Annotated in this window: 12 protein-coding genes; 10 read left to right on the top strand and 2 right to left on the bottom strand. The window is 64.6% G+C overall.

The annotated features are described in order from the left end of the window. The first annotated feature begins 13 nt into the window (after positions 1–13). Positions 14–1,183: a vWA domain-containing protein gene (locus HNO82_RS06595; protein ID WP_175343155.1), complete on the top strand. Its 1,170-nt coding sequence runs from the start codon at positions 14–16 to the stop codon at positions 1,181–1,183. Between the two features lie 4 nt (positions 1,184–1,187). On the opposite strand, the gene HNO82_RS06590 is transcribed toward HNO82_RS06595, so the two are convergent. After that, complete coding sequence (locus tag HNO82_RS06590; protein WP_088754062.1) at positions 1,188–1,388, bottom strand: heavy-metal-associated domain-containing protein; 201 nt, start codon at positions 1,386–1,388, stop codon at positions 1,188–1,190. A 164-nt stretch (positions 1,389–1,552) separates the two neighbouring features. On the opposite strand from HNO82_RS06590, the gene HNO82_RS06585 reads away from it, so the two are divergent. From HNO82_RS06585 to HNO82_RS06575, 3 genes are all read left to right on the top strand, one after another. Continuing rightward, positions 1,553–3,805 (top strand): heavy metal translocating P-type ATPase, encoded by a 2,253-nt coding sequence (locus tag HNO82_RS06585; RefSeq protein WP_175343154.1) that lies wholly within the window; start codon positions 1,553–1,555, stop codon positions 3,803–3,805. Positions 3,806–3,807: 2 nt separating this feature from the next. Next, positions 3,808–4,230 (top strand): Cu(I)-responsive transcriptional regulator, encoded by a 423-nt coding sequence (cueR, locus tag HNO82_RS06580; protein ID WP_175343153.1) that lies wholly within the window; start codon positions 3,808–3,810, stop codon positions 4,228–4,230. Between the two features lie 209 nt (positions 4,231–4,439). Continuing rightward, the gene (locus HNO82_RS06575) at positions 4,440–5,342 is read left to right on the top strand and encodes an alpha/beta fold hydrolase (RefSeq protein ID WP_175343282.1); all 903 of its coding nucleotides are present in this window, start codon (positions 4,440–4,442) and stop codon (positions 5,340–5,342) included. 9 nt (positions 5,343–5,351) lie between these two features. Here the strand turns inward: HNO82_RS06575 and cadR are convergent, their stop codons facing one another. Beyond that, entirely contained in the window at positions 5,352–5,804 is a 453-nt protein-coding gene (cadR, locus tag HNO82_RS06570) for a Cd(II)/Pb(II)-responsive transcriptional regulator (protein WP_175343152.1), read from the bottom strand. A gap of 81 nt (positions 5,805–5,885) precedes the next feature. Here cadR and HNO82_RS06565 point away from each other — a divergent pair, with 81 nt between their 5' ends. From HNO82_RS06565 to HNO82_RS06540, 6 genes are all read left to right on the top strand, one after another. Next, a complete protein-coding gene (locus HNO82_RS06565; protein WP_175343151.1) occupies positions 5,886–8,207 on the top strand; it encodes a heavy metal translocating P-type ATPase in 2,322 nt (773 codons plus the stop codon). 52 nt (positions 8,208–8,259) lie between these two features. Next, positions 8,260–8,688, top strand: coding sequence for a hypothetical protein (locus HNO82_RS06560; RefSeq protein WP_175343150.1), 429 nt, complete (start codon positions 8,260–8,262; stop codon positions 8,686–8,688). A gap of 92 nt (positions 8,689–8,780) precedes the next feature. Beyond that, positions 8,781–10,166, top strand: a complete 1,386-nt coding sequence (locus HNO82_RS06555) for a TolC family protein (RefSeq protein WP_175343149.1) — start codon at positions 8,781–8,783, stop codon at positions 10,164–10,166. Beyond that, positions 10,163–11,551 (top strand): multicopper oxidase family protein, encoded by a 1,389-nt coding sequence (locus HNO82_RS06550; RefSeq protein ID WP_175343148.1) that lies wholly within the window; start codon positions 10,163–10,165, stop codon positions 11,549–11,551. The genes HNO82_RS06555 and HNO82_RS06550 overlap by 4 nt, the downstream gene beginning before the upstream one ends. Before the next feature lie 99 nt (positions 11,552–11,650). Next, the gene (locus HNO82_RS06545; RefSeq protein WP_034350108.1) at positions 11,651–11,941 is read left to right on the top strand and encodes a copper-binding protein; all 291 of its coding nucleotides are present in this window, start codon (positions 11,651–11,653) and stop codon (positions 11,939–11,941) included. Between the two features lie 154 nt (positions 11,942–12,095). Continuing rightward, positions 12,096–13,736 carry a fatty acid--CoA ligase gene (locus HNO82_RS06540; protein WP_175343147.1) on the top strand — a complete coding sequence of 547 codons (1,641 nt, stop codon included), beginning with the start codon at positions 12,096–12,098 and terminating at the stop codon, positions 13,734–13,736. Positions 13,737–13,897 lie beyond the last annotated feature (161 nt).

Raw genomic sequence — 13,897 nt, 5'->3', positions numbered from 1 at the left:
CCAGACGGGTGCCATGCTGATCGACTTCTTCTACACCGTGAAACAGGCTGGCGTACCGGCCTCGATCAAGGAATTCCTCACCTTGCTGGAGGCGATGGACAAGCAGGTCATTTCACCTTCGCTGGATGAGTTCTATTTTCTCTCGCGCCTGACGCTGGTCAAGGACGAGGCCCACTTCGACAAGTTCGACCGCGCCTTCGGAGCCTACTTCAAGGGGATAGAAACGATCTTCGAGAAGCGGCCGGAGATTCCGCTGGAATGGCTGGTCAAGCAATTGCAGCGCGATCTCACGCCCGAGCAGAAGGCCGCCCTCGAGAAGTTCGGCTACGACAAGCTGATGGATCGCTTGAAGCAATTATTGGAAGAACAGAAGGAGCGCCACGAAGGCGGCAGCAAATGGATCGGCACCGGCGGGGTATCGCCCTTCGGCCATGGCGGTTTCAACCCGGAAGGCATCCGCATCGGCGGCAAGGGCGGCCAGCGCAGCGCGGTGAAGGTATGGGAAGAACGCGAATACAAGGACTACGATGGCGAACGCCAACTGGGCACGCGCAACATCAAGGTAGCGCTGCGCCGCCTGCGCCGCTTTGCCCGGGAAGGACTGGAGGAAGAACTGGCGCTGGACGACACCATCCGCGCCACTGCCAGCAATGCCGGCTACCTCGACATCCGCATGCAGCCCGAGCGCAAGAACAAGATCAAGGTGTTGATGCTCTTCGATGTGGGCGGATCGATGGATGACCACATCGCCCGCACCGAAGAACTGTTCTCGGCGGCCCGGACCGAGTTCAAGAACATGGAGTTCTTCTACTTCCACAACTGCGTGTATGACTATCTGTGGAAGAACAACCGCCGCCGTCACGCCGAGCGCTTCCCGACCTGGGATGTGCTGCGCAAGTACACGCCGGATACCAAGCTCATCTTCGTGGGCGATGCCACCATGAGCCCTTACGAAATCGTGCAGCCGGGCGGCTCGGTGGAATACAACAATGCGGAAGCGGGCGCCGAATGGCTGCAGCGCTTCACCAGCACCTTCCCGCACTTCGTCTGGCTCAATCCCGAGCCGGAAGGCCTGTGGCAATACCGACAATCGATCGCGCTGATCCGCCAGCTCATGAACAACCGCATGTTCCCGCTGACCATGGATGGGCTGGAGGGAGCGATGCGATTGCTCAGCAAGTAAGTCCTCAGGCCGCGACCGGGGTATAGCCTGCTTCCTCGATGGCCTCGGCAAACTGCTGCGCCGGCAGGCTGCTGTCGATGACCACGCGCTTGTCGGCCACTGCAATGTCGACCCTGGCATTGGCATCCACATCCTTGACAGCCTTGGTGATGACGCCTGCACAGTGGTTGCAGGTCATGTCGTTGACGGTGAAGGTGGTGCTCATGGCGTTTCCTTTCATGAAATGAAGTCAGTGACGGAAGCTTAAACCTTCCTGCCATGGCAAGGTCAAGCGCAAGAACAGGCATCCATGCGAGAATCGGGCTTGACCTTACCATCATGGGAAGGATGATGATACAGGCTTCGATCCATCCTTCCGGAGTTGTCGCCATGTCCACTTCCACCCCAGCTGCCGCCGAGATCAGCCTCGACATCGAAGGCATGAGCTGTGCCTCCTGCGTGATGCGCGTGGAGAAGGCGCTCAAGAAAGTCCCTGGCGTAACCGACGTCAGCGTCAACCTGGCCACCGAACGCGCCAGCATCGCCACGGCCGATACCGTGGCCCCGGCCATCCTGATTGCCGCCATCGAAAAGGCCGGTTATCAGGCCCGCCAACACATTCCCGAAGAGACTGCCGCACCGGCCGGCACCGCACGAGGCCTGCCCAGCTGGTGGCCGGTAGCGGTCGCGGCCGCGCTGTCGCTGCCGCTGGTCTTGCCCATGCTGCTGGCCCCGCTGGGCATCACCTGGAGCCTGCCCCCGCGGTGGCAATGGCTGCTGGCCACGCCGGTACAGTTCTGGCTGGGCTGGCGTTTCTATCATGCGGGCTGGGGTGCGCTGCGCGCCCGCTCGGGCAACATGGACCTGCTGGTGGCCCTGGGCACCAGTGCGGCCTACGGACTGTCGCTGTGGCAATGGCTGAGCCTGCCGGCCATGACCGATCACGCCATGACCATGCCGCATCTCTACTTCGAAAGCTCGGCCGTGGTCATCACCCTGGTGCTGCTGGGCAAATGGCTGGAAGGCCGCGCCAAGCGGCAGACCGCCGATGCCATCGCGGCGCTCAACGCCTTGCGGCCGGACCGTGCCCGGGTACGCCGTGACGGACAGGACATCGACGTGCCGCTGGCGCAGGTGCGCGTGGGGGACCTGGTGGTGCTGCGCCCGGGCGAGCGGGTCCCGGTCGACGGCATCGTCAAAGAGGGTCGCAGCCATTTGGACGAAGCCTTGCTGACCGGCGAGAGTCGTCCGCAGGCCAAGCAAGCCGGCGACCAGCTCGCCGCCGGCGCCATCAATACCGACGGTGTGCTGGTCTTCGAGGCCACCGCCATCGGCGCCGAGACCATGCTGGCGCGCATCGTGCGCATGGTGGAACAGGCCCAGGCAGCCAAGGCGCCGATCCAGCGACTGGTGGACCAGGTCAGTGCCGTCTTCGTCCCTGCCGTGCTGCTGATCTCGGCCATCACCTTCTGCGCCTGGGGCCTGGCCACAGGCCACTGGCAACAGGCCCTGCTCAATGCGGTGGCGGTGATGGTCATCGCCTGCCCTTGCGCGCTGGGCCTGGCCACGCCCACGGCCATCATGGCCGGGACCGGCGTGGCGGCGCGTCACGGCATCCTCATCAAGGATGCGCAGGCGCTGGAGATTGCGCATCGGGTCGATGTGATCGCCTTCGACAAGACCGGTACGCTCACCGTGGGCCGTCCGCGCCTGACCGAACTGTACGCCGCAGCCGCCACCGCAGAGGATCAGCAAGACCACTTGCTGGCCCTGGCCGCCGCCCTGCAGGCACGCAGCGAACATCCGCTGGCACGCGCCGTACTGGAGGCGGCAGCGGCCCGCCAGTCCTTGTCCGTGCCCCCGGCCGGCCAGGTGCGCAGCGTGGCCGGACTGGGTATCGAAGGCGAAGTCGCAGGCCGGATGCTCTGTCTGGGCAGCAGTGGCTGGATGCAGCAGTTGCAGGCCAGCGCGCCAGCCCTGCAAGCACGGGCCGACGCGCTGCAGGCACAGGGCCGCACCCTGTCCTGGCTGGCCGAACGCCAGGCCGGGGAAGTCCGTATCCTGGGCCTGCTGGCCTTCGGCGACGAGATCAAGCCGGGCGCACGGGAAGCCATCGCCACCCTGCACGCCCTGGGCATGCGCACCGCCATGCTCAGTGGCGACAACCGGGGCGCGGCGCAACAGGTCGCTGCGGCACTGGGGATCCGGGAGGTACGTGCCGAAGTGCTGCCGGGCGACAAGGCCGAGGCGGTAGCGGCCTTGCGGGAAGGCGGCAAGCACGTGGTGGCCATGGTCGGAGATGGCGTCAATGATGCGCCCGCGCTGGCCGCCGCCGATGTGGGCATGGCCATGTCCAGCGGCACCGACGTGGCCATGCAGGCCGCCGGCGTGACGCTGATGTATGGCGACCCGGGTCTGGCGGCCGATGCCATCGACATCTCCCGCCGCACCTACGGCAAGATCCGCCAGAACCTGTTCTGGGCCTTCATCTACAATCTGGTCGGCATTCCGCTGGCCGCCTTCGGTCTGCTCAATCCCATGCTGGCGGGCGCGGCGATGGCCTTTTCCAGCGTCAGCGTGGTCAGCAATGCCCTGCTGCTGCGCCGCTGGCGCCCGCATGGGCCCGCTACAACGGAGAAGTGAACATGAATATCGGACAAGCCGCCAGCGCCTCGGGTGTCTCGGCCAAGATGATCCGCCATTATGAAGAAACGGGACTCATCCCCAAGGCCGGGCGCACCGATGCCGGTTACCGCGTCTACGGCGAGCGCGAGGTGCACCTGCTGCGCTTCATCCGCCAGGCCCGGCAACTGGGGTTTTCCATGGCCCAGGTGAGCGACCTGATCGGACTGTGGCTGGACCAGTCGCGCTCCAGCCGCAAGGTCAAGCAACTGGCGCAGACCCACATCGGCGAACTGGAGCAACGCATCCGCGAACTGCAAGGCATGAAGACCACGCTGGAACGGCTGGTGCAGGACTGCCATGGCGACAACCGCCCCGACTGCCCCATCCTCGATGCGCTCGGGGCCGCAGCACCGTGCTGCACCGATGCGCAGGCGCGCACATGACGACGCCGCCCTGGCCGCCGACGATCACCGCGTGGATGAGGCAAGCCATCCTGGCAAAACGGTGAAATCCTTCACCAGAGCAAAAAATGCCAGGCTTGCAGCGCGCAACCGGACTTGCGATGATAATTACCCTTCATATGTCACTCAAAATTACGTTATCCGGGTAGGGTCAAGATCACCCGCATAAAGATAAAGGGGGGATGTCCGAGATGCCACAGAGCAATCACTTGAGTTTCGTTGAAACCGACAGGCTGCGCATCGGCTTTGAGACCAGCGGCCCGCCCGAGGCGCCTGCCGTGATCCTGCTGCATGGCTGGCCGGATGACGTACGCACCTGGGACTCCTTCCTGCGGCCCTTGCGGGCGGCCGGCTACCGGGTGATCCGGCCCTACCTGCGCGGCTACGGGCCGACCTGCTTTCTGTCCGGATCGACGCCCCGCAGCGGCCAGCTGGCCGCACTGGGCAGCGACCTGATGGCCTTTGCCGATGCTCTGGGGCTGGAGCGCTATGGCGTCATCGGCCACGACTGGGGCGCACGGGCGGCCTACATTGCGGCCTCGCAGACGCCCGCACGCATCACCCACTGCATCGCCCTCTCCGTGGGCTGGGGAACCAATACCCCGGACCAGACACTGTCCCTGCCGCAAGCCCGCAACTACTGGTACCACTGGTTCTTGGCCACCTCGCGCGGCGAGGCCGAGCTGCGCAATGAACGCCGCGCGCTCACGCGCTTCATGTGGAATACCTGGTCGCCTTCATGGAAGTTCGCCGACAGCGAATTCGCCAATACGGCCGCCTCCTTCGACAATCCGGACTGGGCCGATATCTGCCTGCATTCCTATCGTCACCGCTGGGGCTTCGCCGATGGCGATCCGGCCTATGCGGCGCTGGAAGCCCGGTTGCAGGAAACACCGCGCATCATGGTCCCGACCCTGGTGTTGCACGGGACCGACGACGGCGCCAATGATCCCTCCACCTCCGAAGACAAGCAACAGCATTTCGGCAACGCCTATCGCCGCGTGCTCATCGCCGGCGCAGGTCACTTTCCCCAGCGTGAAAAGCCCGATGAAGTGATCGAGGAAGTGCTGGCCTGGCTGGCACGCCCGGCCTGAAGACGGGCCTCAATGGCAGCCGCCGCCATGGCTGCCCAGGTTGGCCGGCTTGAGGTCATCGGGCAGGCTGGCCAGCCCTTGCAGGATGCCGCAATCGCGCGCCGGCTGCTCCCCCTCGCACTGGGCGCGCAACTGCTGCAGCTGCGCCTGCAGCGCCTGCAACTGCGCAATGCGCTGGGCCACGTGGCCGATGTGCTTGTCCAGCAGCGCGTTGACTTCCCCGCAATTCTGCTCGGGCGCATCGCGCAGGCGCAGCAGCTCGCGCACCTCGTCGAGCGTCATGTCCAGCGAGCGGCAATGACGGATGAACTGCAAGCGCTCCACATGCCGCACACCATAGAGGCGGTAGTTGGACTGCGAGCGCGTGGGCGCGGGTAACAGCGCCTGCTTCTCGTAATAACGGATGGTTTCCACCGGGCAATCGGCCTGAGTGGCCAGGTCGCCGATCTTGAGCGTATCCATGATGATCCTCGCTTGACCTTGTAGTTACTTCAGGGTTTTTAATATACCCCTGAAACCTGTTGGCTGCACAAGGAGCGCTCAATGACTGCCCACTCGCACAAGCACGATCACCATCACTCGCATGACCAGCATGACCACGACCACGCGCATGCTCCCCGGACACAGGCCCACGGCTGCTGCGCCGGCCATGGCTGCGCCAGCAACGAGGCGGTCTCTGCCCCGGTGGTGGCGGCGCAGCTGGAGGGGGCGACCGAAGAGGCGGTCTTCTTCATCCAGAAGATGGATTGCCCGACCGAAGAAAAGCTCATCCGCGAACGTCTCGCGCAGATGCCCGGCGTGGGTACGCTGGCCTTCAACCTGATCCAGCGCGAGCTGACCGTGCAACACCAGTTGCCTTCCATCGCCCCGCTGGTGGACACCTTGAAGGCACTGGACATGCTGCCTGCCGTGAAGTCCGACTCGCTGGACGCCGAAGCCGGACGTGACGCCCCCGACCAGACCGCCGCCTATCGCATCCCGGCGCGCCGCTGGGCGCTGCTGGGTCTGGCCGGCGTGGCCGCTCTGGGCGCCGAAGTACTGGCCTGGACCAGCGGGGATGAACGCTCGCTGCCCGTGATCGCCCTGGCCATCGCCGCCATCCTGCTGGGCGGACTGGGTACGCTCAAGAAGGGCTGGATCGCGCTGCGCAATGTCTCGCTGAACATGAATTTCCTGATGTCGCTGGCCGTCATCGGCGCCGCCGCGATCGGCCAGTGGCCGGAAGCTGCCGTAGTGATCGTGCTGTTCACCCTGGCCGAGATGATCGAAGCCCTGTCACTGGACCGCGCCCGCCATGCCATTGCCGGACTGATGGCGATGACGCCCGACATGGCGACCCGGCGCGGCGAGGACGGTGTCTGGTCAACTGTACCGGCCCGTACCGTGACAGTGGACGACACTGTACGGGTGGCCCCTGGGGAACGTGTACCGCTGGATGGTGTACTACTGTCTGGTAGCACCAGCATCAACCAGGCCGCCATCACCGGCGAAAGCATACCGGTACAGAAGCAGGAAGGTGACCCGGTCTTCGCCGGCACCATCAATGAACAGGGCGCCTTCGAGATGCGCGTGACAGCCGTGCAAGGTGATTCGACGCTGGCGCGCATCGTCAAGAGCGTGCAGCAGGCACAGGGCCAGCGCGCGCCTACGCAACGCTTCGTCGACCATTTTGCGCGCTACTACATCCCGGCCGTCGTCGTGATGGCCGTGCTGGTGGCGCTACTGCCGCCGCTGCTGGCCGGCGCACCCTTCCAGCCCTGGCTGTACAAGGCCCTGGTGCTGCTGGTGATCGCCTGCCCCTGCGCGCTGGTCATCTCCACCCCCGTGACCATCGTCAGCGGCCTGGCCTCGGCGGCGCGCCATGGCATCCTGATCAAGGGCGGCGTCTACCTGGAGCAAGGCCGCCAACTGCGCGCCCTGGCGCTGGACAAGACCGGCACCCTCACCTTCGGCAAGCCGCGTGTGACCGACGTGGTTTCGCTGCATGCCGATGCCGACCAGCAGGCCCTGCTGCAACTGGCGGTGTCACTGGCGGCGCGCTCGGATCATCCAGTCTCGCGCGCCATTGCCGATCAGGAAGGGATCGTCACCCTGGAGGTCAGCGACTTTGCCGCGCTGGCCGGACGCGGCGTACAGGGACGCATTGGCGGACAAATGCTGCACCTGGGCAATCACCGTCTGGTGCATGAGCTGGGCCAATGCAGCCCGGAACTGGAAGCCCGTCTGCAAGCCTTCGAAAAACAGGGCAAGACCACTACCCTGCTATGCCGCGAAGATCAGCCGCAGTTGTTGATCGCCGTGGCCGACACCGTGCGTCCCGGCAGCAAGGAAGCGGTGGCCGGGCTGCGGGCGCTGGGCGTGGAGGTCATCATGCTGACCGGCGACAATGGCCATACGGCCCAGGCCATCGCCGCGCAGACCGGGATTGCTGATGCCCGTGGCGAGCAACTGCCGGAGGACAAGCTCAAGGTGATCGAGGAACTCGCTGCGCGCCACGGCGTGCGCAGCGTGGGCATGGTGGGCGATGGCATCAATGATGCCCCGGCGCTGGCGCGCGCCGACATCGGTTTCGCCATGGGCGCAGCCGGTACCGACACGGCGCTGGAGACGGCCGATGTGGCGCTGATGGATGACGACCTGCGCAAAATCCCCGACTTCATCCGCTTGAGCCGCAAGGCCCATACGGTACTGGTGCAGAACATCAGCATTGCGCTGGGCATCAAGGCGGTGTTCCTGGCGCTGGCGCTGCTGGGCATGAGTTCGTTGTGGATGGCGGTGTTTGCCGACATGGGAGCCAGCCTGATCGTGGTCTTCAACGGACTGCGCCTGGTACGCGGCTTGCGCCAGCGCAAGGCCGGCACCTGAGTCCGGCGCGACAGCTTGATCGCCGGCGCAGCGGCGGTCTATACTGCCGCCCATGATGCTGCGCGCAAAACTCCTCCTGCTCTGGTTGCTGATGCTGGCCATTCCCGTCCAGGGATTGGCTGCGATGCTTCAAGCCTGCGCGCCCGGGCAACGGCAGTCGCTGCAGCATCACGCGTCGGCGATGCCGCATGCACATCAGGCACATCAGGCACATCAGACGCATCAAGGACATCACGCGGATCATCTGGCAGCAGCGCAAGTGGCCGCTGCCGATGATACACAGACCCAACATCATCAACAGCCACAGGCTCACGGCTCCTGCAGCTTCTGCGCCGCCTGCACCGTCGGTGGCCTGCTGCCGCTGGCCTTGACTGCACCACCTGCCCCCGATCTTCCCTCGCGCGAATTCATCGCGCTGCCGGCTTCCGGCTTCGTCGGCTATCTGCCGGAAAATCCCGACCGTCCCCCTGCCCTCGCCTGACATCGCCCTGCACACCTTCGCGTGTGTCTGAGCCCGCACGTGCCGAACCCGGCGCGTGCGGGGCATGACGATCATCATCAGACGAGGATTCCATGATGTCCCACGTTTCACGTCCCTGGCGGGCTGCCGCCGTGGCCGCCTGCGCCTTGCTGGCCGGCTGCGCGCAGCTGTCGCCCGACGGCGGTTTCGACCAGCTCGCGCAGAGCAGCAGCGCGCGTCTCGGCCAGGCCCCTGCCTGGAACCGCACCCCGCAACAAACCCAGGCCAGCAAGGAGCGCGTGCGCCAGTTGCTGCACGATCCTGCCGACGGTGCAGCGCGCCTGGCCAACGCCGACGATGCGGTACAGATTGCGCTCATCCACAATCCGGACCTGCAGGCCGAGTTCGCCCAACTCGGCGTGGCCGAAGCCGACCTGGTGCAAGCCGGGCGGCTGCCCAATCCGGGGTTTTCTTTCAAGCGCACCCATGCCGGTGACGATCTGAAGATCGAACGCAGCCTGTCGTTGGGCCTCATGCGCCTGCTCACCCTGCCGGCTGCCTCGCGCATCGAGCAACGGCGCTTCGAGCAGGTCCGTCTGTGGCTGGCCGGGCGCGTGTTGACGGTCGCAGCACAGACCCGACAAGCCTACTATCGGGCGGTCGCCGCGCAGCAGGGCTTGCAGTATCAGGAGCAAGTAGCCGACGCTGCCGAGGCCGCGCATGAACTGGCCGCGCAGATGGCGCGGCTGGGCAATATCAGCCAGCTTGATGCGGCGCGCGAGCAGTTCTTCTATGGACAGGCCCAGGCCAGCCTGCAACAGGCCCGTCGGCAGGCGGCGCAACACAAGGAAGCGCTGGCCCGCCTGCTGGGCCTGGCGCCGGATTTCGCCCTGCCCGCGCAATTGCCGGCACTGCCCCGGCAGCTTGATACGGTGGACGACATCGAACAGCAAGCCCTGCAACAGCGCCTGGACGTGCAGGCTGCGCGCACCGAACTGGAGGGCCTGCAAGCCTCGCTGGGCCTGACCCGCAGCACGCGCCTGATCAACGTGCTGGACCTGGGCGCAGTGCGGACCACCGAGAGCGGCAAGCCGCCCGAAAACGGTTACGAAATCTCGCTGGAGATTCCCTTGTTCGATTGGGGCCAGGCGCGCGTGGCCAAGGCCGAGGCCATCTATCTGCAAGGCGCGCAAAAACTGGCCGCCAGCGTGCTCGATGCCCGCGCCCAGGCGCGCCTGGCCTGGCGCGAGCGGGAGGATGCCTATGCGCTGGCACGACGTTTCCAGGATCAACTGGTGCCGCTACGCCAGCGCATCGCCGAGGAAAACGTACTGCGCTACAACGGCATGCTCATCAGCGTCTTCGCCCTGCTGGCCGACGCCCGCGAACAGGCTGCCACCGTGAACGCCGCCATCGAAGCCCAGCGTGATTTCTGGATCGCCGACGCCGGCCTGCAACAGGCGCTGGGCGGCCATCCCCAACCAGGAAAGCAACCATGAACCCGACCGACAAACAACGCCGCCACTTCCTGCAAGGCGCGGCCCTGGCGGTGAGCGCCGGCGCCCTCAGCCGCGCGGGCGCCGCCAGCCTGCCCGAAGCCGCACTGCAAACCAGCGCCGCGACGCAGCCGCCACTGCAACCTGCCAATGGCCGCCCTTATCAGCCGGTGGTCACGCTCAACGGCTGGTCCCTGCCCTGGCGCATGAAGAACGGCGTCAAGGAATTCCATCTGGTGGCCGAAGCGGTGGAACGTGAAATCGCCCCCGGCATGAAGGCCAGGCTGTGGGGCTACAACGGCCAGAGCCCCGGCCCGACCATCGAAGTGGTGGAAGGCGACCGGGTGCGCATCTTCGTCACCAACAAGCTGCCTGAGGCAACGTCGGTGCACTGGCACGGCCAGCGCCTGCCCAACGGCATGGATGGCGTATCGGGCCTGACGCAGCCGGCCATCCCGCCGGGCAAGACCTACGTCTACGAATTCACGGCCAAACGGGCCGGCACCTTCATGTATCACCCCCATGCCGACGAGATGGTGCAGATGGCCATGGGCATGATGGGCTTCTGGGTGACGCATCCCAGAGACCCCGGCTTCATGCGGGTGGACCGCGATTTCGTGTTCCTGATGAATGCCTACGACATTGCGCCGGGGGCGGCCGTCCCCAAGGTCAGCACCATGCTGGACTTCAACCTGTGGACCTGGAACAGTCGTGCCTTCCCCGGCATCGACCCGCTGGTGGTACGACAGAACGACCGGGTGCGCATCCGCGTGGGCAATCTCACCATGACCAATCATCCGCTGCATCTGCATGGTCACGAGTTCAGCGTCACCGGCACTGATGGCGGCTGGGTGCCGCCATCGGCACGCTGGCCTGAGGTCACCACCGACATTGCCGTGGGCCAGATGCGCGCCATCGAGTTTGACGCCACCGAAGAAGGCGACTGGGCCCTGCACTGTCACAAGGCGCACCACACCATGAACGCCATGGGCCATGACGTGCCGACCATGATCGGGGTTGACCAGTCCAAGGTAGTGAACAAGATCAGCCGGCTCATTCCCGACTACATGGTCATGGGCGACAAGGGCGGCTCGATGGGCGAGATGGAGATGCCTCTGCCGGACAACACTCTGCCCATGATGACCGGACGCGGACCGTACGGACCCATCGAGATGGGTGGCATGTTCAGCACCGTCAAGGTTAGGCGCACGCTGGCGCGGGATGACTATCGGGACCCGGGCTGGTATCGCGCCCCTGCCGGCACGGTGGCGCGCGAATGGCAGGGCGAGATGCCCGAGGCACGGCGGGCGACACCGGACCGACCGGGCTCCTCCGGACCGGCCACGCTGGAGGTCATCAAGCCCGGCGGGCATCAGGGGCATCATTGAATTTTCGACTCGTTGAAGGCCCCGGCAATCTCATTGTTGAATGACTGTTTTTTGAATCAGCGAATGCGCTTCGCTGATGACTTCATGAAAGGAAAGATCATGTTACGCAAGCTCCTCATCACCGTAGTCCTTTGTCTTGACGCATGGGCGGCTCACGCACAGGGTGATGCGCCGCAGGTGGAGGGTGAAATCCGCAAGGTCGACACCGGCAATGGCAAGCTGACCATCCGTCATGGCGAGATTCCCAATTTGCAGATGGGTGGCATGACGATGGTGTTCAAGGCCACGCCCGAGATCCTGGCGCGGGCGCGCGAAGGTGAAAAGATCCGCTTTACTGCCGACCGGGTCGATGGTGCCCTGACCGTGACCTCGCTGGAAGAAAAGCGCTGACCCTGCCAGGGCGAGCTCGGGACGATGCGCAATTTCGTCGTCCCGACGACCATGCTGTCGGGGACTTGGCGGTATCATCGGGGTTCGTTTCATCCATCCTGTCCATAAGACATAAGAGGCGGCCCTGCCGCCGCACAACAAAGGAGACTCCGGCATGCCCCAAGCGATCGAGCAAACCCCGTCGGCCTATGGCTATCCGCTGTTGATCAAGCAGTTGCTGCACAGCGCCCTGGCCACCGCCCCCGAGCAGGAAATCATTTACGGCGCGCGTCGCCTGAGCTATACCGGCTTTTACGAGCGGGTGCAGCGGCTGGCCAATGTGCTCAAGGAAATGGGCGTGCAGGCCGGCCATACGGTGGCCGTGATGGACTGGGACAGCAATCGCTATCTGGAATGTTTCTTCGCGGTGCCGATGATGGGTTGCGTGTTGCAGACGGTGAATGTGCGTCTGTCGCCGGAGCAGATTGCCTACACCTTGAATCATGCCCAGGCGGATATCTTGCTGGTCAATTCGGATTTCATGCCGGTGTTGAAGCAGATCCGGGGCGAGCTGAACACGCTGACGCGCTGTGTTCTGCTCACCGACGATGGCAGTCCCTGTCCGCAGGGACCGGGCTTTGCGGGGGAGTACGAAGCCTTGCTGGCCGAGGCTGGCAGCCGGTATGACTTCCCTGACTTTGACGAGAACGCGCGCGCGACCACCTTCTACACCACCGGTACGACGGGCTTGCCCAAGGGGGTGTATTTCAGCCATCGGCAGCTGGTACTGCATACGCTGGGCACCACGGCCGGGCTGGCATTGGCGCCGCAGCAGGGGCGTTTGCATCGGGACGATGTCTATATGCCCTTGACGCCGATGTTCCATGTACATGCGTGGGGGCTGCCTTATGTGGCGACGATGGCGGGGGTCAAGCAGGTATATCCGGGGCGTTATGTACCCGATACCATCTGCAAGCTGATCCGTGAGGAGAAGGTGACGTTCTCGCATTGTGTGCCGACCATTCTGCAGATGGTGCTGACTTCCGAGCAGGCGCGCGAGGTGGATCTGTCGGGGTGGAAGATGATCATTGGCGGTTCGGCGATGACCGGGAGTCTGGCGCGGATGGCGCGGGATCGGGGGATTGATGTCTTTACCGGCTACGGGATGTCGGAGACCTGTCCGGTGTTGACGCTGGCGCAGGTGCCGACTGCGGAGCTGGGCGGTGAGCGCGAAGCCACGCTGCGGGTGAAGACTGGGCGGCCCTTGCCGCTGGTGGCCTTGCGCACGGTGGACGCCGAGATGAACGACTGTCCTCGGGATGGCAAGAGCACCGGCGAAGTCGTGGTGCGCGCCCCCTGGCTGACTCAGGGCTATCTGCATCAACCGGACGCATCGGAAGAGTTGTGGCGCGGTGGGTGGCTGCATACGCAAGATATCGGCCATCTGGATGCCGAGGGCTATCTCCAGGTGACCGACAGGATCAAGGATGTCATCAAGACCGGAGGCGAATGGGTCTCTTCTCTACAGATCGAGGACATCATCGCACGACATCCTGCCGTAGCTGAAACGGCAGTCATCGGGGTGCAGGATGGCAAGTGGGGAGAGCGGCCCGTTGCTCTGGTCGTGCTGAAGAAGGATGCGGCCAATGTTTCCGAAGAGGATATCCGGCAGCATGTGATGGCGGCCGCTGAAGCAGGGACGATTTCTCGCTATGGCGTGCCGGATCGGGTGCGCTTCGTGTCTGAACTGGCGCGTACCAGCGTGGGGAAACTCAACAAGCGGGCGATGCGGGAGCAGTATCCTTCCGGGGGGTGATCTTTTCCGTTTTGTGTTGGTGGATGTTGTGTTGGCTGGGTGTATTTTTGTTTTTGCTGTTTTGGGTAGTCTGCACGGAATTTCTTCCTGCGCTCTAGCTTAATGCTTATCTTTCTCCGGTCGGGAGGACGCGCCGGGGGCGGCCCGGCAGCCGCTCACTT

It is taken from the genome of Herbaspirillum sp. C9C3, assembly GCF_013359625.1.
Lineage (GTDB): Bacteria > Pseudomonadota > Gammaproteobacteria > Burkholderiales > Burkholderiaceae_D > Herbaspirillum.
The sequence above is the reverse complement of the archived record's forward strand: the minus strand, read 5'-3'. Positions and strand labels throughout refer to the sequence as shown.

Coding starts and splice junctions, on each gene's coding strand:
- HNO82_RS06575 (WP_175343282.1), top strand. CDS start 4,440: ATGCCACAGAGCAATCACTTGAGTTTCGTTGAAACCGACAGGCTGCGC.
- HNO82_RS06550 (WP_175343148.1), top strand. CDS start 10,163: ATGAACCCGACCGACAAACAACGCCGCCACTTCCTGCAAGGCGCGGCC.
- HNO82_RS06545 (WP_034350108.1), top strand. CDS start 11,651: ATGTTACGCAAGCTCCTCATCACCGTAGTCCTTTGTCTTGACGCATGG.
- HNO82_RS06590 (WP_088754062.1), bottom strand. CDS start 1,388: ATGAGCACCACCTTCACCGTCAACGACATGACCTGCAACCACTGTGCA.
- cadR (WP_175343152.1), bottom strand. CDS start 5,804: ATGGATACGCTCAAGATCGGCGACCTGGCCACTCAGGCCGATTGCCCG.
- HNO82_RS06595 (WP_175343155.1), top strand. CDS start 14: ATGCTGATCGACTTCTTCTACACCGTGAAACAGGCTGGCGTACCGGCC.
- HNO82_RS06555 (WP_175343149.1), top strand. CDS start 8,781: ATGATGTCCCACGTTTCACGTCCCTGGCGGGCTGCCGCCGTGGCCGCC.
- cueR (WP_175343153.1), top strand. CDS start 3,808: ATGAATATCGGACAAGCCGCCAGCGCCTCGGGTGTCTCGGCCAAGATG.
- HNO82_RS06540 (WP_175343147.1), top strand. CDS start 12,096: ATGCCCCAAGCGATCGAGCAAACCCCGTCGGCCTATGGCTATCCGCTG.
- HNO82_RS06560 (WP_175343150.1), top strand. CDS start 8,260: ATGATGCTGCGCGCAAAACTCCTCCTGCTCTGGTTGCTGATGCTGGCC.
- HNO82_RS06585 (WP_175343154.1), top strand. CDS start 1,553: ATGTCCACTTCCACCCCAGCTGCCGCCGAGATCAGCCTCGACATCGAA.
- HNO82_RS06565 (WP_175343151.1), top strand. CDS start 5,886: ATGACTGCCCACTCGCACAAGCACGATCACCATCACTCGCATGACCAG.